The sequence below is a fragment of the Pedobacter steynii genome (genome assembly GCF_900103665.1).
GTDB lineage: Bacteria > Bacteroidota > Bacteroidia > Sphingobacteriales > Sphingobacteriaceae > Pedobacter > Pedobacter steynii.
This window is the reverse complement of sequence record NZ_FNGY01000006.1, coordinates 370,245-392,460: the sequence shown is the minus strand read 5'-3', so window position 1 is coordinate 392,460 and position 22,216 is coordinate 370,245. Positions and strand designations below refer to the sequence as shown.

Sequence of the window (22,216 nt, the reverse complement as noted above, 5' to 3'; positions counted from 1 at the left end):
AATACCGCAAAAAAAGTAAAATATAAGCTACGTTATGGGATTAAAGGCGTGTTTAAATTTGATTTTATCACTTGTACCTGCCTGCCTTTGATCACATACAGGTAAAGTTGATAACGTTTAGGGCTGGCGGGTATTTTCAACGTAATTTCTGCTCCAGTTCCGATTTCATTGGTTTGAATTGGATTTCCATAACTATCGTTTTTTACCAAGTGCCATTTGAATTTTAAATCTTTAGGATTTGTCAGAATTTTCCACCCCTCATTTACCTCATACATCACATGATAAGTTGCCGTGCCAGACTCCAAAATTGTCGTTGCAGGCTTTAATATCTTCATTCCGGGGATAGGTTCTGGCCGGTTTAAACCATTCCACCGCGCTCCAAGTCCATACAACTCCGTTTTATTATTCCCATACAGGTCCTTTAAGCCATCAAATGAAACCGTATTTTTTGTCTGTTGATCCTGCCAGTTTTCAATGATGGCACCTGATATTTTTGACTTCAGTTTTAAATAGTGATCCGGATTGATACTGCTATAAAAATAAGGCATTTTCAGTTTTTTTATTTCGTCCTCATCGTGCTCATCGTTTTCATGATTTCCGGCAACCAGCCCCAGGTAAGCGAAAGGGACCCGATCCTGTAACAATACGGCATTGGCACCTAACTTACTGTTCAGCGCCAAATCTACCGCCACCGGGCGCCCCGGATCTGCCTGCTGAATGGAAAGTACTAATTTTCTTAACCATGACAGGTAAACTTCTCTTGGATAAAATAAGTCTGGTTTATAAAAATGCGCTTCCATCTGGAGCATCGGCGTATTGCCAATATTCCATATGATGATGTTTTTGTTATGCTTTAGCCTATTGACCGTTTTCAGTATTTCGTCCGCAAAACGTTCCATCTTTTCTACCGCGGTGATAAAATTGTTTTGATCCTCAATCCAGAAGCTATACACCACGCCAAGGTTCTTTTGCGCAGCAACATTCAGAATGTTATGGTCGTAAATATTCGGCCCAAAATGTTTGATCGTATTGATTCCCATCTGCTTCATTTGCCTGAAATCATTTATAATTTCTTCCTTTTTCAAACTATGATAGCTGATCTTCCAGTTTTGATCCCTCGTATAATTGACACCCCTGATATCTTCGGTTTTTCCTGAACTGAAAGTCCTTTTCTTATCGGTCATCTGACCTGATTCAGGACGTACAATAGTTTGATTTGAAACCCATCGTGTATGCTTTCGGCTAGCCTTTAACACTTTCCCTATCGGATTAAAGTCTTCAACCCTCCAGTCAAGGTGCGAATTGCTATTGGTGATCAAAGTATTTTTATCTTCCCCGCTATCAAAAAATACAATAGATTTAATTTCCGGATACCTGGTATCTACCTGATGAAACGCATTTTGCAACCATTCCTGTTGTCCGGCGGCCGTACGCAATGACCCGGTTTCGGCCAGCATCACCGGCAATCCGTTTTTAAATTCCTTCAGTCTGTGGAAAGGCTCATAGAGCTCCTCCATTGTGTAGGATTTCCCATCCGGATTTTGGTTTGCATAGTTCAGGTTGGTCACCCCGATCCAGTCCACATATTCCTTTCCCGGAAAATACGTTTTCACGGCCTCTGCTTTCCAGGGGTTCCACACCCAGATCACATTATGGACCTGATGATTTCCAAAATAGTCATGCACATATTTCCATGCGGCAATAAATTCAGCAGGTGTATTTCCACCAACAGCCGACCAGGGATATTGCGGGTTATCTGCTTCATGCGCAAACCTGATAAAAACGGGTCTGTTTAGCGCTTTTACCTGATTGGAAAAGCGGCTGAGGTAGGCATCATACTTACCATCTGTAATGCGGGAAAAGACCTTTACCTCTTTTTCTTTATCATTCCGGGTTTGTTCAAACAAACTTTGCCAGGGCTCCCAGGTGATCATAGGAACCGCATTGGCATCATAAATACTATCCAGTAATTTACCTGGCAATTCATTCTTTTTCTGATCCCCCCAGGATAAATAAAGCGATACAATACCAAAATGAATGTCACTTTGCTTTTCTATCTCTCTTACCAACCTCATTGAGCTCAGTCCTTCCGATTGGGAAGGCGCAAATACTCCAGGTATTAAAAGATCCCTCCGATCGGGAAAAGGCCGGGTTGCCGCTTCGGTCCCGGATTTCTGCGCAGTGATCAGGTATACGGTGAAACAGGTGATGGCTCCTGTGATGAGGAGCGCTGCATTCCTCATCCATCCATAGACGCGTCGCCTGAATTTCCAGAAATGCGTCTTAAATATGGCAATCTGCTGCATCACGAAGAACAGATAAGCATGTTTGACCTTATACTTTCTAAATTGCAGCTGCTTACTGGCTGCAATGGTAAATAACAGAATCAGGCAGTTAAATGCAGCAAATCCAGCCATAAAAAGGTTATAGGGGTTCAGGTCATGGTATAACCCATATCCAATGGCAACCAGGGAAATGAAAATCACCAGCATATTGGGAAGGTTCAGCAGCCGGTTATCCCCCTCTTCATCATCCTTAGGTGTAGGAATATAAGGTACTTTGATGCGCAACAAGGTATAAACAAATCCGATCAGGAAGATCCACCAGGTACCGATCATCAACAGCCCTCCAACCAAATGAAAACCCCGTTCTTCTTCTTCCATCACCCACTTCTGCACAAAATGCCTGATGAGTATAATCAAAATAGTTAGCGGAAATGCGAGGATAAAAAACTTTGAAAAATCAATATTCACCGGACTTGTATTCCCCATCAGGGAAGCGATGGGAATAATAAAATTGAGCAGATAAAATATTCCTGAAAGGTAAAAGACAGGTATCGTTCCGTAGTGTATTTTTTGCTTCCAGCTGAATTTCCTGAACAATTCAGGGTAGCTGGTCACCCACAATTCAAAAACACCTCTCGCCCATTTTAACTGCTGACTATAATATGCAGATAGTGTATTTGGAACCAAACCTCTCGCGACAACCACAGGTACATAAACCGATTTCCATCCTTTAGCATGCAGCTGCATCGAGGTATGCATATCTTCTGCCAGACCAGCTGCATGTCCGCCAATACTATCCAGTGCTTCCCGCCTGAATGTACAATTCGCTCCGATCGCCAGCACCGTTCCGTACTTGTTCATCGTCATCATCATCGGTCCGTAGAACTGGTAGGTTTGTTGTGCTGCCCCTTTGGCAATCAAGGTCTGGTCCTGATTTTTATAAGACTGTACCACTTGTACAAATCCGATCTCAGGACGATTAAAATGCGGAATAACATGATCCAGAAAATCAGGAAAAGGAACGTGGTCCGGATCGAGCACCAGGCAAAGTTCAGACGATGAATGCTTCAATGCATTGTTAATATTTCCTGCTTTCGCATCTATTTTCAAGGACCTGGTGACGTGATGGATGCCATGTTCTTCACAGAAATCTTTCAAATAAGGATCATTGGCTTCATCACAGAGATAAGTTTGATGAGGATAAGTGATGGCTTTAATTGCAATCAGCGTTTCCTTTATCATTTCATAAGGTTCTCCCGCGCAAAATGTCGTGAAGACATCAACCGTAAAGTCTTTTTGTGGTCCCGGTTTTTTGGGCACCGTAATGAATAAATAGTGAATCCATTCGTGGATGATCTGCGCACAGGCAAAACCAATGGTAGACAGGAGCATCCAATATAGCGGAGCTGAATCGGTATCCATACGGAACAATTCGGCGAAAAAGAAAAACATGCAAAAAACACCAAGAAAGATCATCAGCCGTAAGGTGAACAACTGATATTTGGTAGGATTAATTACAGGATTATTTCTTTTCATTATTCTCGGCTATGTAAAATGGGGTATTGGAAGTGGCGATATTTCCGTTACGGTTCGTGATGGTGACAAATAATCTGTAAGGGCCCTCCTTGGCGGGTGTATTAAATGCAACCTGCAAATCCGCGGTACTGCTGAATTTTGTTTTAACTGCAGCAGGCCTGACAATGTTATTTACATTTCCTTTTCTATACCAGTCTTCAGGATAGATTTCCCATTCAATTTTCTCGGGTGCCAAAGATCCTGATTCGATCAATAACTCCGCATTGGCCGGCTGATTGGGCTTTAGTATGATATTGTCATATGCCCCTTTCTTATTCAGGAGCATGTAGTTGATTTTCGGGAAGGTATCTTTTCCATTGTTTCCGGTCCATATCGCTGCAGCTGCAGAAACCGATTCCGTTTTCCGGCCATGCTCATCGAAAAGACTGAACCAGGTATGCGTTGTTTCCTGCTTCTGACCCCAGAAAAAGATAAACGAGCCCAGATACCGGGGATCATTAACCGGCATATATTGATCATAACGTTCTTTGTATTGTACCGCTTTTTTTGTACTTGTCGGTTCAATATATGCGGCCCATGCCGTATACTGTGTTCCATCCCAGGGACCATCTATCCCCCATTCTGTGATGAGATACGGGCCCTTCCAAAACCAGGAAAAATCCTTCAGATCTTTTTTAAGATACTTTATTGCCCCAAAAATATTAAAAGAAATGAGGTCGATCTCTGTACGCATGCTGATGTTAAAAATGTCCTTTTGGGTAAAATTCAGCACAGTGGTTGTTACCGGATGATCAGGGTCATCCTCATGAATGAGTGCTACAATGTCATTAAAAGCTTTATAAAAGCTACGGTATTTTGGTCTGAGCGGAAAAACCAGTTCATTTCCCACACACCACATCAGCAATGCGGGATCCTTCTTATGGGCATTGACTATTCTTTTAATGGAATTGTACTGTGAATCGACTTTGGCCTGATCATCATAAAAAGACAGGTACCGGCTTTCCGGCAGAGGAAGACCAACAATTACCGCGATCCCATTTTCGTTTGCCTTTTTCAAGATGGCACTTAATCCAACGGTATCCCATATTCTGATGGTATTTCCTCCTGCCTCTTTTAATGTCTGCAATTCCGAAAAACCAGATGCGCCCTTGATGTTGTAGGGAGCACCTGCCCGGTACAGTGTAAATCTCCCTTCTTTATTTTCTATATAAACACGCCCCTTCTGCTTGTTTTTCTTTCCGGAGCAACCCAGAAATGTAAGCAGCATCAGCAGCATGGAAAGCCTGGTTAATTTATAGCTCATTAATAATCCGTTCCGGTTTGAAGTGATTTACAGAAACCCTTAAATATATCTTTAGTGATGCTCCAGTCGGGAGCCTTTATATCCCCCCAGGCTTTAGGATTATCAAATAAATTGAAATAACATATTCCAAATATCTGTTGATTCTGGCGAATGGTTTCCGCAGCACCTTCAAGCCATTTTTTTTTATAGCCTGCTGTCCCCTTCACACCAAATTCGGTGATAAAAAAAGGTTTATTCATAAACCTCATTCTATAACTTTTACGTTGAAATATGGTACGGAATGATTCCTGCTGACGTTCATCCGTTATATTTTTATCGGGTAGCCCGTAGATAGCGATGCTGATATAATCGACCACATCATCTCCGGGATACCAATCCGCAGAACCTCTGTCGCCGGCCGGTCCCCATACCCGGAAGATCTGATCGTCTTTCTTTTTAAATTTCATAAAATACCGGTAGGAATTGATGTAATCTACCGGCAGCTTGCTTTGCCAGGAATAACGGTGAATCGGGATTTCCATTTCATGCGCCCAGCGCAGGTAGACATGCTGACCTGAATTGGAAATGATCCGGTATAGTTCCCTGATCTCCCGGTCGTATTTACCCCGCATCGTATTTTGCAATACCGATGAATCCTCCCGGTTAGTGATGTCCCTCCAGGGCTCCATGGTTACAATTACATCATGTTTCCGTCTGGTTACTTCATGAAATTTTCTGTTAAAATCACCTCTTTGGATTTCTCCCCAATCGGTAAAAAGGTGTTCTACCGTCAATTCAGGTTCTTTCAGTAATACCTGTCTTGGATCATAGGCGCCTATCAACAGTGTCTTACGTTTAATGACCCCGGGAGTATCTGCCTGGAAATACCTGGACGAATAGATCGTGTTTTTAAAACTATCGGCCTGATGCTCCACTTTCTTCAACATAGCAGATAACTCCGGCCGTTCTGCTTTCCATCCTGCCGACAAGATCAGAATGGGTTTATCCATAAACCGCATTCTATGAATTTTACTTTTTAATAAACCAGCCGTCAAACCGCTGTCTACAGGATAAGCCTTCGTCTTCATTTCAGATTTGCTGCCCAGAGTAATACTGATCGCATCGACATGGTCCGGTCCCGGCCAGAATTCTGAGTCGCCCGGATAACCGGCAGGAGACCAAAGCATTTTGATGCCCGGTGCATTTTTTTTCAACTGCCTGGCGAAGTAATTAAAAGCATTAATATATTGTTCGGGCGACTGGTACTGCCATGGAAAGTCCTGAACAGGTATTTCCATTTCGGGAAGAAAGCGCAACATGATATCCCGCCTGTTACCTGCAAATAAAGCCAGCTGCCTGATTTTTGCATCATAAGTTCCCTTAAGGATTTCGTCCAGCACATTGTTATTTTTAGCCGGCCAGATTTCAAGGGTCAGCAGCAGGTTTTTAGAGGTGGATAGTTTTCCCCTCAGATCTGAAGAATTTGAGGCTAAACCTTCGTTTTTCCATTTAATGGAGAGGTATTGGATTTGATCCGGCAGGTTTTCAGGAATGACATGTTTACGATCATATACCGCAATCAAAGTTTCATTCCGGGCCTTATCGTTTAGCTCGTCCGGAAGGCCCGGCCCTTTTCCATATCTGATGTATAAGAAAATTGCAGATAAAACCAGCAGAAGGAAGAAAATGGAAAATTTAAATAATTTACTGTATTTCACGAGCGGTGATTTATCTATATCGAATCGAGCAGTTAGAAACGTCCAAATTAGTGTTTTTTTTTAATGCCGACAAACAAAGAACATCCTGCAGGTCCCATCCGGACATCAGAATAACTTTTTTAAGCCCGATATGAATTCAGGGAAGCGGGTTCCAGATCACAAAAAGACAATGGACCAGAAAGTGGCTGTTAAAGCAGAATAAAAAGTTCTGTAGGTCCCATCCAGGCCCCTGCAGAACTTTTCAATTCGATAAGAAGATACCCCTATCTAATTAACTAACCTATCATATTACTTTATGATAAAAATTTGATGTCTCTATATGACATTCACAACTTCAAATTAAGCAGAATTAGGGATAAAAAGATTGCGTGCTTTTGTCAAAACATTAAGTGTAATTGTCAGTTTTTTATTTTCCAGATCTTTCCGTTTTTTGTGCTGCTGAGTTTCAGTTTCCCTTCAGTCACCAGATTTCCCAATAAACTTTCCGCATCTGCTGAAGAAAGACCTGCGATAACGGATAGTTCTTTTCTTGTCATGCTGGGATATGTGGAAAATAAAGACTGCCAGTCCTGATCCGGCCTTACTTTTTCTGCCTCAGCACCTGGTAAGAGCGACAATATCGCCGCCTCATAAACATGATATGGTTTTACCCCATATATTTTTTCCTGGTTGCCTTTGTCATCCGTAAAAAACAAAGTTGGAAAGCCCCTGACATTCCAGTGGCCTGCCAGCTGCAGGTCTTCTTGAAAATATTGCTTTGCGCTCCCTTTAGCATCCGATGCTAATTTCACAGGATCAAGTCCTGTTTCTACCGCTGCTGCCCGCAAATGTTCCCATTTACTGATGTTCTTTTTCTCCAGGAAAACCATTTCTTTTATCCTTCTTAAAAAAAGCAAAGCCTTGTCTGTATCCTGCATTTGAGCAGCTTTAAATGCAATAGAAGGCGGATAAGAAGAATCCAGCGGATCTTCTAACCAGACATCTCCATCAATAGGCATATCGTAATGTAAACTCACCTCGTCCCAATGTGAGGCCACATCTGCAGGTTTACTAATCCCCCCACTGTTGTACGACCAGTCGGGTAAAAGTCCGCCCATATGGTACTTTATTTCGAGCAGCGCACCATATTCCATCTTCAGCTTTCTCAATTGAGGTTCAATCCCCCAGCAGGAAGAACAAATCGGATCGGTAAAATACGTGACCCACAAAGGTTTTTCTGACGCTTTCGGCAGGCTGGCTTCATTTTCTTCAGAAAAGCCAGGTATTTCGCAGCTCCCTTTTTCGGGATCGCAGATTAAAGGATTGTTCCTATTTTTCATCATTCAGCTACAAAACTATTCAGATTGAACACCTTCTGCAATAAGTCAGAAAAAAATGACTACCCCCCGGGGCTGAGCATCAATACTATAATCCTTCCAATTGTTGAAAAACGCTGATCATCGAGGCTCCTCTTTCGGAAAGCATATATTCTACATGGAGTGGTTTGAGCTGAATGACTTTTCTTTCAAACAAGCCTTCTTCTTCCAGCTCTTTGAGCGCCACTGCTACGGCCTGTTTATTTGATCCTTCCAGCTGCCGGATCAGGCTATTGAAACGTAAGGGTCCATTTAAAGCCAGCCTGAATATCTGCGCCTTCCATTTCCCCGATAATATTTTCAATAATTTTGACGCCGGACAAGGATTCCCGTTGCAGTCGTTATTAGCTGTGCTCATATCTTCTTTTTGAGTGCTCAAAGCTCCGTCACCTTTAAATTCCGGAAATGAATCTCCGCACCTTCTGATTCCAGGCAAAGGTAGCCTTTCTTTACGGTCGACTTACTCACACCGTTTACAAACTTACCATTTACCGATAGTTTGATCGTTCCATCTACACAAATCACTTCATAGGTATTCCATTCTCCTTTGCCCTTACACCTGTTTTCTATCGATTTACTTCTTTCTCCTCTCGGATTATCGGGAACCGTTTCCACACCACCTACCCCGAACAGCTCCCCATGAACATAGGCTATTGGAGCCATTACGCCATTCTGCAAATTCTGGTTCACCCAATCCAGTTCCAGCATTTGCACCTCTACGCCACCTGGCAACCGGTTTTGTTCACCTGGCTTTGCATCACTCCATACAAATACACCGGAGTTCCCTCCGGCTTCCATGTGTTTCCACTCTACCTGCAATATAAAATTCTCATACACCTTCTCCGAGCGCATCACTCCGATTGGTTTTCCTGAACAGATCAGCAGGTCTTTTTCCTTTCTCCAGGTCTCCGGTTCCGTGTTTACGTTGATCCAGCTGATCGCTTTCTTTTTGCCATGTTCCAGGCTCCGTTCTTCTCCAAACTGTATCGGTTTGGTTTGTGCAGACAAGGTTGAGGTGTTCGCCAACAGGCCTATAAAGGCCATACCGATCCCCACTAATATTTTTTTCATCAGTATATAATTTGATTTTTTCGTGTTCTTTATTGATTTTCAATGGTTCTCAAGAACTCGTAAACTCGGTTTATCGGTTATGAAGCTATCATGCGCCTATTCTTCATTTTTATTTATTGCTTTCAATGGTATTCATGAGCTCGCAAGCGACGTTCATTACTGTTTGTAAGCGGTATGCTTATGATGGTTTCATGATTTGATTTAAATGGAGGATTAGATCACTTTCGTCACACCCGGTAAAGCCACCGGTTGATTTTCCCATTTAAGGTCCCAGTTGTATTCTTCGATTTTTGGTCCCAGCACAACATCTGAGTTTAAAGCCTGTTCAAAACTAATGGTCTGTCCGCTGTAGGCAGCCATCCGTCCCCAGATTGCCAGCAAAGTACTATGTGTCATATACTCGCCGTTGTTGATGGGCTTCCCGCTTCTGATTGCTGCAAAAAGCTCATCATGCTGTACCTGATACATATTTTTCTTAGGCCCATCGTACTTCCAGTTATGTTTACCTGTGATTTCGTACTTCATACCGACGTTTACAAATGCGCTGCCATCCGTCCCGAGTACGTCCACTGTATTGCGATGTGAAGTTCCCTCCTGCTGTCTGCAGAAATGAAAACCTTTTGCCCCATTTGCATACTCAAACTCTACGGCAAAATGATCGTAAATATTTCCATAGATCTCATTCACGCGCACTTGTCGCCCGCCGGTTCCGGTAGCAGTTACCGGCATCTGATCTCCCATCACCCATGACATCATGTCCAGGCTATGAACTGCCTGTTCTACAATAAAATCACCGGAAAGCCAGTTCTGATAGTGCCAGTTGCGCAATTTATAAGTCAGGTCATTCCAGTCAGGCTGACGGGGATTGGACCAGTTTCCAGATCCGTTTCTAAAAGTAGAAACCGTCCTGATCTCCCCCAGATCACCATTTAACACCCGGCTAAATACAGCCCTGCTTGGCAGGTCATACCTGAAACAGAAACCCGACACCAGGGATAAATTCTTTTCCTGAGCTTTCTTAGCTGCTGCAAGGACTTTACGGATTCCCGGTGCATCAACTGCTACCGGTTTTTCACAAAACACATGTTTTCCTGCTTCGATTGCTGCTGTCAGCTGGTCTGGTCTGAAAGCCGGAGGAGTGGTGAGTAAGACCACATCAACACCGGAATCTATGACCTTTTGGTAGGCATCGAAACCGATAAACTTTCTTTTTTTATCTACCTTCAGCCGTTTGGCATCGATATTAGTTAAGGCATTGTAAGCCTCTTCCAGCCTGTCTTCAAAAATATCTCCCATTGCAGTAATCACCACGTCGGGATCTGCGGCTAATGCCTGTGCCGCAGCACCGGTACCGCGTCCGCCACATCCGATTAAACCTACCTTAATCGTTGATTTTGCAGTGCTGAATAATGGATTGGAAAAACCAGCTTGATAAGCAAGCGTGCTGCCTAACATCACTATACCCGATTTTTTCAAAAAGGACCTGCGGTCAGTTGAGTGTAAATCATTAGTTTTTTTCATCATATTTGGTTTCATTTGGGTGATCAGCCGGGCTTGTGTGATTCCGGAAGATATTTTCTAAATTAAGAAATTTATTGTTCTTAATTTAGAAGATAGCAACCCGTTCATTTAGATGAATTAAAAAAATTACAATTAACATGGCAAAGAACAAGACCACTCAGACTACAAAAAGTGTAAGTGAGTTCATTGAACAGGTGACTGATCCGGTAAAGCGGCAGGACAGTTATGCCTTGGTTGAACTGATGGAAAAACAGACCGGATTTCCAGCAAAGATGTGGGGACCATCCATTATCGGTTTTGGAAGTTATCATTATAAATATGAAAGTGGCCATGAAGGCGATGCGCCATTGGCCGGATTCTCACCTCGAAGTGCTGCCATCACCTTATATGTAGGTTGTGGCTTTGAGATAAAAGAAGAGTTCCTAAAACAACTTGGAAAATATAAAATGAGCAAGGCCTGTATTTATATAAAAAAACTGGCAGATATTGATTTCACAGTTTTATCAAAAATGATTGATCATTCAATAGTCCTGACTAAAGAAAAATACCCGAAAAAATAAAAGTAAAACAATAGCAGGGTTAAGGTCCCAAATCAGGATTTAAAACTCATCACCGGAACAGATTCAACATTTTTATCCATTTCTAACACGATCACCGTATTGTTGCCATCAGGCAATTGCGACGGCACTGTAATTGTAATCTGACCGGCTCTGGAATTAAAAGCTGTTGGTATTGCGCCATCAAGAAAATAAGCCTTTTTCAGTTTAACTCCTGGTATGGCGTCAATTGAAATTTCGGTGCCCTGATTTTTAAATAAATGCAGGTAAATCTTGTTTCCTTTTCTCGTTGCTGCCATCACGCTATCGGGCTTATAAGGTCCGCCCTTTGTGCCATAGATCGATGCTCCGTTTTTATTTAACCAACTGCCCATTTCTTTTAAACGGTTGACCTGTCTTGCTTCTATCCTTCCATCCATCATCGGGCCCACATTGAACAATAGGTTTCCATTTCCACCAGCTGTACTTGCCAGTGTCTGGATGCATTCCTTTAAAGATTTCATTTTGTCGTTTGGTTTCCATGCCCATTGCTGACAAATGGTAATACAGCTTTCCCAGGGATAATCCATATTCATTGCACCAACCTCTTGCTCCGGAGTAGCAAAATCTGCCAATGTAGCAGGCAGCATCACCTTATGTGATCCTCCGCTCGCATCCTTGGTATCCAATCTGTTATTGATGATCACATTTGGATCTAGTTTTTTGATTTCATTATATACTGCTGATGAATGTGCTCTCGTCCATTCTTTATCCCAGTTCGCATCGAACCAAAGCATATAAGGCTTGTAATTCTGAATCAATTCCTTCAGCTCGTTTTTCATCCTCGATACGAACCTGTCCATATTTGCCGATTTATTGGGTGTTGAAGCCGGGTAAAGTACAGCCCAATCAGGATCATGCCAATCGGCAACAGTAAAATAAATACAGAATTTCAGGTCGTACTTTTTACAGGCTTTTGCCAATTCTCCGACGATATCTTTTTTATAGGGAGAATTCATGATGTTGTAATCAGAATACGCGGTTGGCCACAGACAAAAACCATCATGATGTTTCGAAGTGATCGTCAGGTATTTCATTCCTGCGTCTTTTGCCGTCTTCGCCCATTTATCCGCATCAAATAATACCGGGTTAAACTCTTTATACAAATTATCATACTCCTCTGTAGCTACAGAGGTGGTCCTTGACCAACCGATTTCTGTTCCCCTAAGGCTAACCGGCCCCCAATGGATAAACATGCCGAAGCGTTTATCCATAAATCCTTCCACTACTTTTTTATCAGTGCGGATAACGGGTGCCTGTGCAAAAACCAGGCAGGACAGACAGATAAAAATAAGTGTTAAAACTGTGGTGTGTTTTTTCATCGGGTTATATTTTGGTTCATTCGTGTCCAACTAAATTAGCGCTAAGACACTGGATAAAGAATAGAGAATCTCATGAATATACTGGACTATACCATGAAAAAAAAGATCCTTCACAGGCCAGCTATTTTTCAATAAAAACAGTAAGTTTATGGAGCCAAATAAGCCGAGTATGAAGATCAATAAGAAAAAACGTGATGGTTTTAGTGGAGAAAAACTGATCAGTCTGCCCGAATTTCTGTTTGAGCGCAGGCCTCAGGATGATTTTTTCTTAAATTCCCTGTATATAAGCCATATTGGTTATTTTCCAAAAGCCGCGGGACATTACCGGAACAGACCTAAAGGCTGTACTGACAACATCCTTATTTATTGTACAGATGGTAAAGGCTGGTTCAGCATCGACACCGAAAAGTATGAAGTCTCTGCCAATCAATTTTTCATTATCCCCGCCACCGATAAACCTTTGCGTTACGCTTCTGATGCGGGTGATCCATGGACAATATACTGGATACATTTTACCGGAAGTAAATTATCCAGCCTGAATGAATCTTTATCCATTAACAATCTGATCAGTCCGAAAACCATTCCATTTGACGAGCACCGGATCAAACTTTGGGAAATGATTTACAACTGCCTGGAAAAGGGATACAGTGAGGAAAACCTAAGCTATGCCAATTTGAGTCTTTATTACCTGATCGCCAATTTTCTATATCCTCAAAAAAACATTGAGCTGACTCAGAATCCCAGTGAAGATATCTCAGACAAAGTGATTGACTACATGAAGAACAACATCTCTTCCCGGTTAACGGTTCCCGAGATTGCCGCGGAGTTTGCTTATTCCGCTTCTCATTTTCAAACCTTATTCAGAACGAAAACGGGAATTTCGCCCATTGATTATTTCATCCATCTAAAGATACAACGTGCCTGTCAGCTACTCGCCCTGTCGGATTTGAGGATCAAGGAAGTCGCCGCAGCGGTTGGATATGCAGATGCATTTTACTTCTCCCGCCTGTTTCACAAAATCATGGGCAGTTCACCGGTAGATTACAAAAGCAAAAACAGATCATAAATAACTATCTCAAAACCCGGTACCCCAATTCTGCGCCACCACTCACAGGCAGGATTGTTCCGGTAATGAACCGTGCTTTCTCCGACAACAGAAACACACAGGCATCTGCAATTACATCCCCTTCCGGGCAATAACCCAGCGCATGTATATCGTCCAGGTATTTCTCGATAGAAGCAGGATCAGGTTGTTCTTTACTCCATTCGCGAAGCATTGGCGTCCATACCCCTGCCGGCAATACGGCATTGACCCTGATCTTATCAGCCGCATAATCCAGTGCCATAGATTTGGTCAGCGTATTCATCGCCCCTTTTGTTGCCGTATAAGCTGCATGGTTTTCCTGTCCGATTTCCCCGACAAGGCTGCTTGTATTCAAAATACAACCCTCAGATTTCTTTAGTGCTTCAAATCCGTACCTGGTCGTATACAATACACTTCTCAGGTTTACTTTCATTAACTGGTCCCATTCCCCGTCGCTCGTTTCGTGTAAAGGTTTGGAAGGCGAAGCAATTCCTGCGTTGTTATGTATCGCATCCAGTTTCCCGTACTTTGCAATGGTTAATTCAATTGCTGCTTCCACATCAGCAGCCCTGGATACATCACATAAAATGCCGAAATGTTCTGGTCCCAAAGCCTCGGCAACGGATTTAACAGCTGATGCATCAATTGCTGCAATCACCACTTTTGCCCCGGCCTCAGCATAAGCTTTTGCGCAAGCCAAACCTATCCCTGCTGAACCTCCTGTGAGGAAAATAACTTTACCGGATAATAATTTCATCTTTTCTATCGTAGTTTTTGATCATTTAAAAGCGCTTAATCGGTGTGAAAGACCTGTTCCATATTTGTCCAGATCTGTTTTTTAGCAGCAGTTTCCGGTAGTGGTTGCTGACAAGGGTCTGTCTCTTTCCACCAGCGCTGTGTATCCGGATCACCGGCCATCTTTTTCATATCTGCATCAAAATTGGCTCCTGTATATTCAAAATAGCTGAACAGGTAATATCCATCTCCTATTTTCTGGAGATAGATGGAGTAATTCCTGATGTTGCATTCTTTAATTTTTTTCAAAACAGCGGGCCAGGCATCCGCGTGTAAGCGCTTATAATATTCCAGCTTTTCGGGCTTTAATCCAGTTACCGAACCAAAGCGTTTCACATCAACCGGCTTAACCTTCTCTTTGCAACCTGCCAGTAAGAAACCAGCAAGAAGTACCATCAAAAAATATTGTTTCATCCTATCTGAATATGTAGTATAATACCCCTGTAACGATTAAGAGTAATGCTGATAACACCTTATAATTCCCGAGTCCTTTCCAGGCATTTCCCTGCAATGGTTCCCATGGTGATTTCCAGTAAAGCGTTGCACTTACTGCGGTATGCTGAACCGGATAGATATAAGAAAAAGCCACCTGAATCACCACACAAGTACAAAACAGGTAAAATGCCATCATCATAAACGGAATATGACCGATTAGTGTTTCCGGATAGATCTTATTAATGGCAAAGACCACTACTCCTAAAACAGAGCCGATCCAGAGTGTTAATTTTGCAGATTCCGCGGAAGCACCTTTCCAGAACACACCCAATAAAAACACACAGGTGATGGGTGGCGCAATATGAGCGATGATGTCATTTATACCACTAAAGATGCTTTCATACTGATCCAGCAAAGGCAATAATCCCAATGAAAACACCAGTGCAATCCCGGCTGAAACCTTACCAATCCAGATCAATTGCTTGTCTGATGCTTCCGGACGATAACGCTGATACATATCATAGCTTACCATGGTGGAAATCGAATTCAAAGCACCCGAAACCTGGCTCATTAAACCAGATAACAACGCAGCCACCAATACCCCCACCAATCCGGACGGTAAGAGCTGGGTAATCATCAGCGTATAAATTCCTTTAGAATTTACATGGTCATTCGCATCAACCCCCAGACTGCTTACATCTAAACGACCGGATTGCACTAAAGTATAGGCAAACAAACCCGGCAACACGAAAATGAATACCGGTAAAATTTTAATAAACCCACAGAATAAAGGACCTACCCTCGCGTGGTTTTCATCTTTAGCACCCAGCACACGCTGCACAATCGTCTGATCCGCACACCAATACCAGATTCCCAGAATGGGATAACCTAAAAACACCGTATACCAGGGCATTCCGCTGGCATCACCATGTGGACGCAACATCGAAAGCTTATCCAGCTCCCCTTTGCTTTTAAGCACATCGGTCATGGGTTCCCATCCCCCCATTTTATGGTAGGCCGCGTAGCTGATGATAAAGGCTCCGGTAAGCAGCACCACCGTTTGGATGGATTCTGTAACCACTACGGCTTTTAGTCCGCCTATAATCGTATAAATGGCAGTGATCAGGCAAATGACAATCACACTGACGTACATATTTAATCCGAACAAAGTTTTCAATACAATCCCTCCTGCCAGCATAGAAAATGCGATATGGATGATGATTGCAGAAACCACGGAGATTACTGCCAGCCAGTCTCTGCTGGACCGGTCATAACGTTTTTCCAGAAAATCCGGTAAGGTCGTTACGCCAGACCTGATGTAAAAAGGAACAAAAAACAGAGATAGCAAAATAAGGGTAAAAGCGGCCATCCATTCAAAATTTCCGTTTAACAAGCCACTGTCAAAACCGCTTTGTGCCAGGCTGACCAAATGGACAGTGGAGATATTCGTTGCAAAAAGCGCCAGGCCAATAGCCGGCCATTTTAATGTTTTTCCGGCAAGGAAATATTCGCCCGCAGCATTGGCTTTACTTTTACGCCGGTGACGGATTCCTGCCCATAATCCAACAGCTAAAATGCCCAGGATATAGAGAATACTGATGCTGAGGTCTAGTGATTTTAACATTTTCTTCTGTTTATTTATTTTTCAAATCACAACTGCTTCCCGGCTCCATTGGCGTTCTGTAAACACCGGACTCCACGATAACCGGATGTACAAAATGTTTTTGCAGATGAGGGATATGTTCCAGAAATAAGGCTTCATGCCCCATGCTGATGTGGTTGAATAAGACCAAATGCTGATGGAGCTGTCCCATATCTCCCACATGGGGAACTACTGGTATTCCGTACTTGCGACAAAGTAAACTAACGGTAATGAACTCGCTTACCCCACCTATCCTTACCGCATCTGCCTGTATAAATCCGGCAGATCCCGTTTGCAGGTAATTTTTAAAAATGATGCGATTGGGCACATGTTCTCCCAATGCCAGCTTTACCGGGGCAATCGCATCTGCCAGTGTTTTATGTGCCAGTATATCATCCGGATGGGTAGGTTCTTCTATCCAGTAAGGATTCATGCTTTGCAATTCCTTGCATATTTTAAGCGCCTGGGGCAGTGTCCATTGCTGATTGGCATCGAGCATCACTTTTACCTGATCTCCAGCTGCTTCACGCACAATATGCGAACGGCGGATATCCCTTTGCGGATCTTTACTTCCTACTTTCAGCTTCATGGCAGTGAACCCTTCGGCGATGGCCTTTTTACAATTTTCGCGAACCTTATCATCGCTATAATTAAACCAGCCAATAGAGGTATCATATCCGGGATATCCGGCGCTGGTAATCTGAAGACGCGCAGCTTTACCTGCCTGGTTATCTTTCAACAACTGCAAGGCCTGTTCTGCGGTAAGCTCGTCTTCCAGGTACGATAAATCAAGTGTATTTATTAGCTCCTGCGGAGATAGGTCTATGAGTAATTTCCAAAGTGGTACGCCTCTTTTTTTTGCCCATAAATCATAACAGGCATTGGTTACCGAAGCAAGAGCAAGATGGACTATCCCTTTATGAGGCCCAAGCCAACGGAACTGTTGTTCATTGCTCAGCTGGTTAAAGACATTCCCAAAATCAGACATGAGTTCTTCAATATCCCTGCCTTTAAGCTGCGCTGCATAAAACTGTGCAGCTTTACAAACGAGGTCATTCCCTTCCCCTAAAGTAAAAGCAAAACCGGTTCCTGTAAGTCCGCTGTCGTCTATCAGATTGGTTACCGCATACGAATAGATCGGGTCGCGGTGAATCGCATCGCTTCCTGCACCTTTGGCTAATGGAAACCTGGCATCGTTCACCTGAATATTTTTAATCATATTTTAGTTTATTCTTGGTGAATGCAATTTAGCGACCCTGAGGGGGCTAAACCAATAGACTAAAATTCTATTTAACTGGATTATCCGATGCAGTTCTTTTTAGAGTGATGCTTATTTCTGAATCACAAACCAGGGAATGCCGAAATAACCTTCTGACAAATAAATCTTTCTTATTGTCCCTGTGGCTTAGCGCTGTAATATCAGAAAACAATTGATGAATCAGATGCCATAAAAAAGCAGGTACGCCGACCGAAGCGCACCTGCAAAATTAACCTAAGTAACCCAATTTAGGATCTTTAATACGCCCCTACTTCTGCTATTGAAGCATTTGCAGGATTAGGTGTATACGCACTTTTAGCCGTTATTTTGAAATATCTAAACGTTTTTGCAGCAGGCAGATCAAAATACTGGAAGTAATTATTCTGGGCCATGGTGATGTTCAATACGCTTTCCCATGTTGTCCCATCACTGCTGACTGATATTTCGATCTCTTTACTCATGCTGCTCATACTTCCCGAGCGCTGAACCATGGAGAATCCTTTCGTCAGATTTTCTTTACCCATATCCACAGTTACCGAATGTGGAAGTGCCGGGGGATTACTACCTGTCCATCTGGTATGCCAAACGGTAGACAAGTCATTGTCGATCATATGGATTCCTAATCCATTATTGGGACCTTCACCTCCATTTTCCTGGGAGGTTACCGCAGTGACCTTCCAGGGAGTTTTACTGAACTCGTCTTTTTCAGAACTGAAATGGAATTTCGGGATGCCATTAACGAATTGTACAGGATTCTCAGACCATGTTAAAACTCCATTCTGATGAACCAGGATCGCCTGAAGGCTATAAGGGGTATTGTCTTTCACCTTTATATCAGAAACCGGAATACTTACATAAAAGCTATCTGTCTGAATGATCTTTGTCCGGATTCCTTCTGCCTGATACCCTCCCGCATCAACTGAAGGACGTTGAAAACGAAGGATCACATCACTCACAGGGACTGTTGAGCTAAACTTACCGCTGATGATCATATTTCCAGCACTATACTTCCCTGTAATTTTGGTTATTTTAGCGGTCACCGGTCCATAAAAGGTAATTTTCTCCTTGCTAAAAATCTGACTTTTATTTAAAATAGCAGTACTGAATGCACTTAAATAAGTCGGACTGGAACCATAAGTACTGTTTCCCGAACTCATCAGTTCCATTCCAAAATTAGTATCGTTCGCTTCAGATTCCGGTCCTTTGGAATGTGGCAAATTTAAGCCATGTCCCAATTCATGAAACAAACCTCCGATCCATTGGGCATAAGCACCTGCAGGTCCTGGTTTGCCCATATTTTTCACTTCAATACCTTCCGAATCGAGTGCATAAGCATACCTTCCCATCCCATAAAAAGGAGAATCTCTGTTGTCATTGATCAGGTCATTTGGCACTAGTACAAAATAATGATCGCTGGTTTTCTGATCCGGGTTTGCAGCATAGTAAGCATCAATCTCTGTTTTGATCTTACTTCCTCCACCTTCATAGGGATAGTCTTTTTTAAGGAGCTTGCCTCTGATCAGCGTGATCCTTACCCTTTGTTTTGCAACATCGGTTAATAAGCCAAAGGTCCTGTCTCCATAACCCCAATGTTTCATCCATTTGGCAGTGAAAGCACGCATGTGCAGCATATACTCACTCACCCTTCTGTGATAATCCGGTACTTCCGGAAAATCAGCAGGCACAAAATAAACCAGGTTCAGGTTATAGGGATAATCGGAAGTATAAGTAAAGTCTCCTTCCTTTACAGTAACAACAGCAGTTGAAACCGGGGGATTAGGGTCGGGTACTTCTGTACCCACTTCAGGAGATTTTTTGCAACTGTTCAGACAGAGGCAAAGAATGGCAGCTAAAGCCAATAGGTTGATTTGTTTTTTCATATAGGTTTTTGGTTGATTGTTTCTATTTCCTGATCTGACAAGATCTTATTGAAGACTTTCAGGTCATCAATTTCACCCCGAAAAGCATGATTACGATCGCCCAGTATTTGCAGCGGGAACACCAGGGTTTCTACTTTGAACATCTTAACTTTGGTTTCAGGATACAACACCTCTTTTCCAAGCTTTCGTTCTTTTGATTTTCCATTAACAAACAGTGAAGTTCCTTTATTTGTCCCTGTAATGGTGAGCTCAGTCCATTCTCCTGCCGGGAGCTGGTAATCAAACTGATAGTCATAACCTTCTCTTGAAAAGGCCAGTTTATTGTCCTTGTCAGCAGATTTAAAAACACCATGAGGGGAGCTGAACAAGACCTTTTCACCCTTCGAATCCCCATCAGGTTTAAGCCGCAATGAAATGGTATAATTGTATCCGATCTCTTTTAAGGGGAGCTGAACAAAGCTGTTTGATGCTGATAAAACCAGTGATCTCCCGGATTGACCTTTTCCTGCTTTCTGCGGCCTTAGAACAGCTTTACCACGCTTATAAACAGATAAATCATTTATTTCTGACCTGTTAAAGTCATAATGTAAAACCAATGAATCCTGCCCCTTCACAAAGCCTGCAATATTTAACCCGGGCCCTTCTTTTATGCCTTTACTTTTAGCCTGAAACTGAGTGTATGGAATGCTGTCAGTTCCTGCCCACATCTTCTGAGCCAGAACCTGCATCGCAGGAAAAACCCGATCATGAACATCCTGCTGTGAAATTCCATTCCCTGCCGGAGATTTATCATTCCAAACTGCAAACATCCCACCTCTGATCACAGGATCTCCTGCCTGAAAAGTCACTTTACCTACATTTACCGGCTCCCATTTTCTATACAGATTTTTAAGGTTCAGGTAGTCATAGTAGTAGCCCGCAGCAGGCACAATATACAGTGAGCCATCCGGCGTACTGATGAGCTGATAACCTTGCTTTTTCATTTCCAAAGGTTCTGCATAGCCATTATACCAGGCATTCATCGTTACATTTTTAGCCGTTACCGGTGTATTTCCTTTTGCATGTGTCAATGCTCCCCATACCCTGGCCTCCTTTCCAAATCCTTGCACATACCGGATAAAGTAATCTGTAAAATACCTGAACTTTTCGGCCTCTTTTTTATCGTACTCATCTGTGCCGATGTGGATTACTTTTCCGGAAAAAACAGGCTTTGATCCTTCCAGATACTCTTTAAAAATATTGCTAACCACCTTATAGGTCTTTGGATGATACAGGTCCAGATGATCCATTCCATACTTTTTACTTCCGATTTCCGGCATCACTCTGCTGATGGCCAGCGCATGTGCCGGAACATCAATTTCAGGAATGATATCTACGCCATATTCCGCTGCCAGCTGCTGAAGCGCGATGAATTCTTTCTTGGTATAATGTCCGTCTTTGGCGGTCAGCTGAGGATAGGTGGAGCTTTCCAGTCTGAAAGCTGCGTATACCCGATCCCAATTGTTGTTAAAATAGATCGGGAAGCCATTGTCATTTAAGTGGATATGAAATTCACTCATCTTATAATAAGACATCATTTTCACATAGTCTCTCAAAAAGTCCATGGTAAAGAACTTCCTTGCTACATCCAGAACAAGTCCCCTTACCTCATATTTAGGGTAGTCCCTGCTTTGTCCTTTGGGTAAAGAACGGTTTGCAGGGTCCTGTTCCAGCAACTGCAAAATCGTGCGTGTTGCCCAGATCATGCCTCTTTTATGAAATGCATTCAGGCGAACATGATCATTAATATCCATCAGATATCCCTCCTCGCCCAATCCCTCATCTCTGGCATCAAAGACCAGGAAAATATCTCCTGCCTCAGGTTTTCCTATGCTTACTTTCAGGTTCAGACCAGAACTGACCAGGAGGTCTTTTTTAAGTAAAGAAGCTACCTCAATAAGGCGGGAATCTCTGTTGGCTAAAATAATTCTGCTGTTCTTTGTCAGCTTTAAAGCACCAGTTCCTCCATGCCATTCCCTTAAAGCAGGAATCACAAATGGTTTGGGATTTCCTGCACGGTCATTAAATGCTCCGTTTACCTGTACTAAAACCGGAGACATATCAAAGCTTTTTTGATCCTTTAATCTCAACAGCTGACAGAACAACTGTACCTGAACATCCTCTAAAGGGCTAAAAATTTTCCCTTCACGATCTATGACATTTAACCGGTCTGTTCCTTTTAAAATGACCTGGTATCCATCCGGAGCAGCGGGTATAGGAAAAGAAACACCCCCCTTTTTAACCACTTCAGAAAAAGAGATCTGTTTGGCGATTTTGGCGAATTCAAGACTATCAGTTGTTTGTGCAGTAGTACCTGTAACACTTAGAAAAGGAAAGATAAGAGAAAGAAAGGATGACTTGATTTTCATTTGGGATTTCATTTTAATTCATCTTAGC

16 protein-coding genes are annotated in these 22,216 nt (G+C 42.7%); 2 read left to right on the top strand and 14 right to left on the bottom strand.

Annotated elements, in window-relative coordinates; genetic code table 11:
- Window positions 1-32: 32 nt before the first annotated feature.
- The 7 genes from BLQ87_RS33825 to BLQ87_RS18495 all read right to left on the bottom strand — a co-directional run bounded on the left by BLQ87_RS33825 (window position 33) and on the right by BLQ87_RS18495 (window position 10,771).
- On the bottom strand, window positions 33-3,821 hold the full coding sequence (locus BLQ87_RS33825) for a glycosyltransferase (protein ID WP_074609693.1): 3,789 nt from the start codon (window positions 3,819-3,821) through the stop codon (window positions 33-35).
- Window positions 3,808-5,124, bottom strand: coding sequence for a glycoside hydrolase family 2 TIM barrel-domain containing protein (locus tag BLQ87_RS18520; protein ID WP_083361936.1), 1,317 nt, complete (start codon window positions 5,122-5,124; stop codon window positions 3,808-3,810). Before BLQ87_RS18520 ends, BLQ87_RS33825 begins: the two co-directional genes overlap by 14 nt.
- A complete protein-coding gene (locus tag BLQ87_RS18515; protein ID WP_074609691.1) occupies window positions 5,124-6,821 on the bottom strand; it encodes a glycoside hydrolase family 26 protein in 1,698 nt (565 codons plus the stop codon). Before BLQ87_RS18515 ends, BLQ87_RS18520 begins: the two co-directional genes overlap by 1 nt.
- Window positions 6,822-7,219: 398 nt before the next feature.
- Window positions 7,220-8,143, bottom strand: coding sequence for a ClpXP adapter SpxH family protein (locus BLQ87_RS18510; RefSeq protein ID WP_074609688.1), 924 nt, complete (start codon window positions 8,141-8,143; stop codon window positions 7,220-7,222).
- Between the two features lie 82 nt (window positions 8,144-8,225).
- Window positions 8,226-8,534, bottom strand: coding sequence for a winged helix-turn-helix transcriptional regulator (locus BLQ87_RS18505; RefSeq protein ID WP_074609686.1), 309 nt, complete (start codon window positions 8,532-8,534; stop codon window positions 8,226-8,228).
- A gap of 17 nt (window positions 8,535-8,551) precedes the next feature.
- Complete coding sequence (locus tag BLQ87_RS18500) at window positions 8,552-9,247, bottom strand: 3-keto-disaccharide hydrolase (RefSeq protein WP_074609684.1); 696 nt, start codon at window positions 9,245-9,247, stop codon at window positions 8,552-8,554.
- Window positions 9,248-9,460: 213 nt separating this feature from the next.
- Window positions 9,461-10,771 (bottom strand): Gfo/Idh/MocA family protein, encoded by a 1,311-nt coding sequence (locus BLQ87_RS18495; protein WP_074610014.1) that lies wholly within the window; start codon window positions 10,769-10,771, stop codon window positions 9,461-9,463.
- A 134-nt stretch (window positions 10,772-10,905) separates the two neighbouring features.
- On the opposite strand from BLQ87_RS18495, the gene BLQ87_RS18490 reads away from it, so the two are divergent.
- Window positions 10,906-11,328 carry a DUF1801 domain-containing protein gene (locus BLQ87_RS18490; protein WP_074609681.1) on the top strand — a complete coding sequence of 141 codons (423 nt, stop codon included), beginning with the start codon at window positions 10,906-10,908 and terminating at the stop codon, window positions 11,326-11,328.
- Window positions 11,329-11,360: 32 nt separating this feature from the next.
- Here BLQ87_RS18490 and BLQ87_RS18485 read toward each other — a convergent pair whose 3' ends face one another.
- Window positions 11,361-12,686 carry an alpha-L-fucosidase gene (locus tag BLQ87_RS18485; protein WP_143010478.1) on the bottom strand — a complete coding sequence of 442 codons (1,326 nt, stop codon included), beginning with the start codon at window positions 12,684-12,686 and terminating at the stop codon, window positions 11,361-11,363.
- A 148-nt stretch (window positions 12,687-12,834) separates the two neighbouring features.
- Here BLQ87_RS18485 and BLQ87_RS18480 point away from each other — a divergent pair, with 148 nt between their 5' ends.
- On the top strand, window positions 12,835-13,752 hold the full coding sequence (locus BLQ87_RS18480) for an AraC family transcriptional regulator (RefSeq protein ID WP_083361935.1): 918 nt from the start codon (window positions 12,835-12,837) through the stop codon (window positions 13,750-13,752).
- Between the two features lie 4 nt (window positions 13,753-13,756).
- Here BLQ87_RS18480 and BLQ87_RS18475 read toward each other — a convergent pair whose 3' ends face one another.
- From BLQ87_RS18475 to BLQ87_RS18450, 6 genes are all read right to left on the bottom strand, one after another.
- Window positions 13,757-14,527 carry an SDR family NAD(P)-dependent oxidoreductase gene (locus BLQ87_RS18475; protein ID WP_074609676.1) on the bottom strand — a complete coding sequence of 257 codons (771 nt, stop codon included), beginning with the start codon at window positions 14,525-14,527 and terminating at the stop codon, window positions 13,757-13,759.
- A gap of 35 nt (window positions 14,528-14,562) precedes the next feature.
- A complete protein-coding gene (locus tag BLQ87_RS18470; protein ID WP_172664864.1) occupies window positions 14,563-14,979 on the bottom strand; it encodes an L-rhamnose mutarotase in 417 nt (138 codons plus the stop codon).
- Window position 14,980: 1 nt separating this feature from the next.
- Window positions 14,981-16,624, bottom strand: a complete 1,644-nt coding sequence (locus BLQ87_RS18465) for a sodium:solute symporter (RefSeq protein WP_074609674.1) — start codon at window positions 16,622-16,624, stop codon at window positions 14,981-14,983.
- A gap of 10 nt (window positions 16,625-16,634) precedes the next feature.
- A complete protein-coding gene (locus BLQ87_RS18460; protein WP_074609671.1) occupies window positions 16,635-17,861 on the bottom strand; it encodes an enolase C-terminal domain-like protein in 1,227 nt (408 codons plus the stop codon).
- Between the two features lie 296 nt (window positions 17,862-18,157).
- Window positions 18,158-19,780 (bottom strand): discoidin domain-containing protein, encoded by a 1,623-nt coding sequence (locus tag BLQ87_RS18455; RefSeq protein ID WP_074609669.1) that lies wholly within the window; start codon window positions 19,778-19,780, stop codon window positions 18,158-18,160.
- The gene (locus BLQ87_RS18450; RefSeq protein ID WP_074609667.1) at window positions 19,777-22,188 is read right to left on the bottom strand and encodes a family 20 glycosylhydrolase; all 2,412 of its coding nucleotides are present in this window, start codon (window positions 22,186-22,188) and stop codon (window positions 19,777-19,779) included. Before BLQ87_RS18450 ends, BLQ87_RS18455 begins: the two co-directional genes overlap by 4 nt.
- Between the last annotated feature and the right edge of the window lie 28 nt (window positions 22,189-22,216).

What these genes read in the sequence shown, in the direction of transcription:
- BLQ87_RS18510 (WP_074609688.1), bottom strand. Translation starts at nt 8,143, where the DNA reads ATGATGAAAAATAGGAACAATCCTTTAATCTGCGATCCCGAAAAAGGG.
- BLQ87_RS18475 (WP_074609676.1), bottom strand. Translation starts at nt 14,527, where the DNA reads ATGAAATTATTATCCGGTAAAGTTATTTTCCTCACAGGAGGTTCAGCA.
- BLQ87_RS18450 (WP_074609667.1), bottom strand. Translation starts at nt 22,188, where the DNA reads ATGAAAATCAAGTCATCCTTTCTTTCTCTTATCTTTCCTTTTCTAAGT.
- BLQ87_RS18480 (WP_083361935.1), top strand. Translation starts at nt 12,835, where the DNA reads ATGGAGCCAAATAAGCCGAGTATGAAGATCAATAAGAAAAAACGTGAT.
- BLQ87_RS18485 (WP_143010478.1), bottom strand. Translation starts at nt 12,686, where the DNA reads ATGAAAAAACACACCACAGTTTTAACACTTATTTTTATCTGTCTGTCC.
- BLQ87_RS18495 (WP_074610014.1), bottom strand. Translation starts at nt 10,771, where the DNA reads ATGATGAAAAAAACTAATGATTTACACTCAACTGACCGCAGGTCCTTT.
- BLQ87_RS18500 (WP_074609684.1), bottom strand. Translation starts at nt 9,247, where the DNA reads ATGAAAAAAATATTAGTGGGGATCGGTATGGCCTTTATAGGCCTGTTG.
- BLQ87_RS18470 (WP_172664864.1), bottom strand. Translation starts at nt 14,979, where the DNA reads ATGAAACAATATTTTTTGATGGTACTTCTTGCTGGTTTCTTACTGGCA.
- BLQ87_RS18520 (WP_083361936.1), bottom strand. Translation starts at nt 5,124, where the DNA reads ATGAGCTATAAATTAACCAGGCTTTCCATGCTGCTGATGCTGCTTACA.
- BLQ87_RS18460 (WP_074609671.1), bottom strand. Translation starts at nt 17,861, where the DNA reads ATGATTAAAAATATTCAGGTGAACGATGCCAGGTTTCCATTAGCCAAA.
- BLQ87_RS33825 (WP_074609693.1), bottom strand. Translation starts at nt 3,821, where the DNA reads ATGAAAAGAAATAATCCTGTAATTAATCCTACCAAATATCAGTTGTTC.
- BLQ87_RS18455 (WP_074609669.1), bottom strand. Translation starts at nt 19,780, where the DNA reads ATGAAAAAACAAATCAACCTATTGGCTTTAGCTGCCATTCTTTGCCTC.
- BLQ87_RS18490 (WP_074609681.1), top strand. Translation starts at nt 10,906, where the DNA reads ATGGCAAAGAACAAGACCACTCAGACTACAAAAAGTGTAAGTGAGTTC.
- BLQ87_RS18505 (WP_074609686.1), bottom strand. Translation starts at nt 8,534, where the DNA reads ATGAGCACAGCTAATAACGACTGCAACGGGAATCCTTGTCCGGCGTCA.
- BLQ87_RS18465 (WP_074609674.1), bottom strand. Translation starts at nt 16,624, where the DNA reads ATGTTAAAATCACTAGACCTCAGCATCAGTATTCTCTATATCCTGGGC.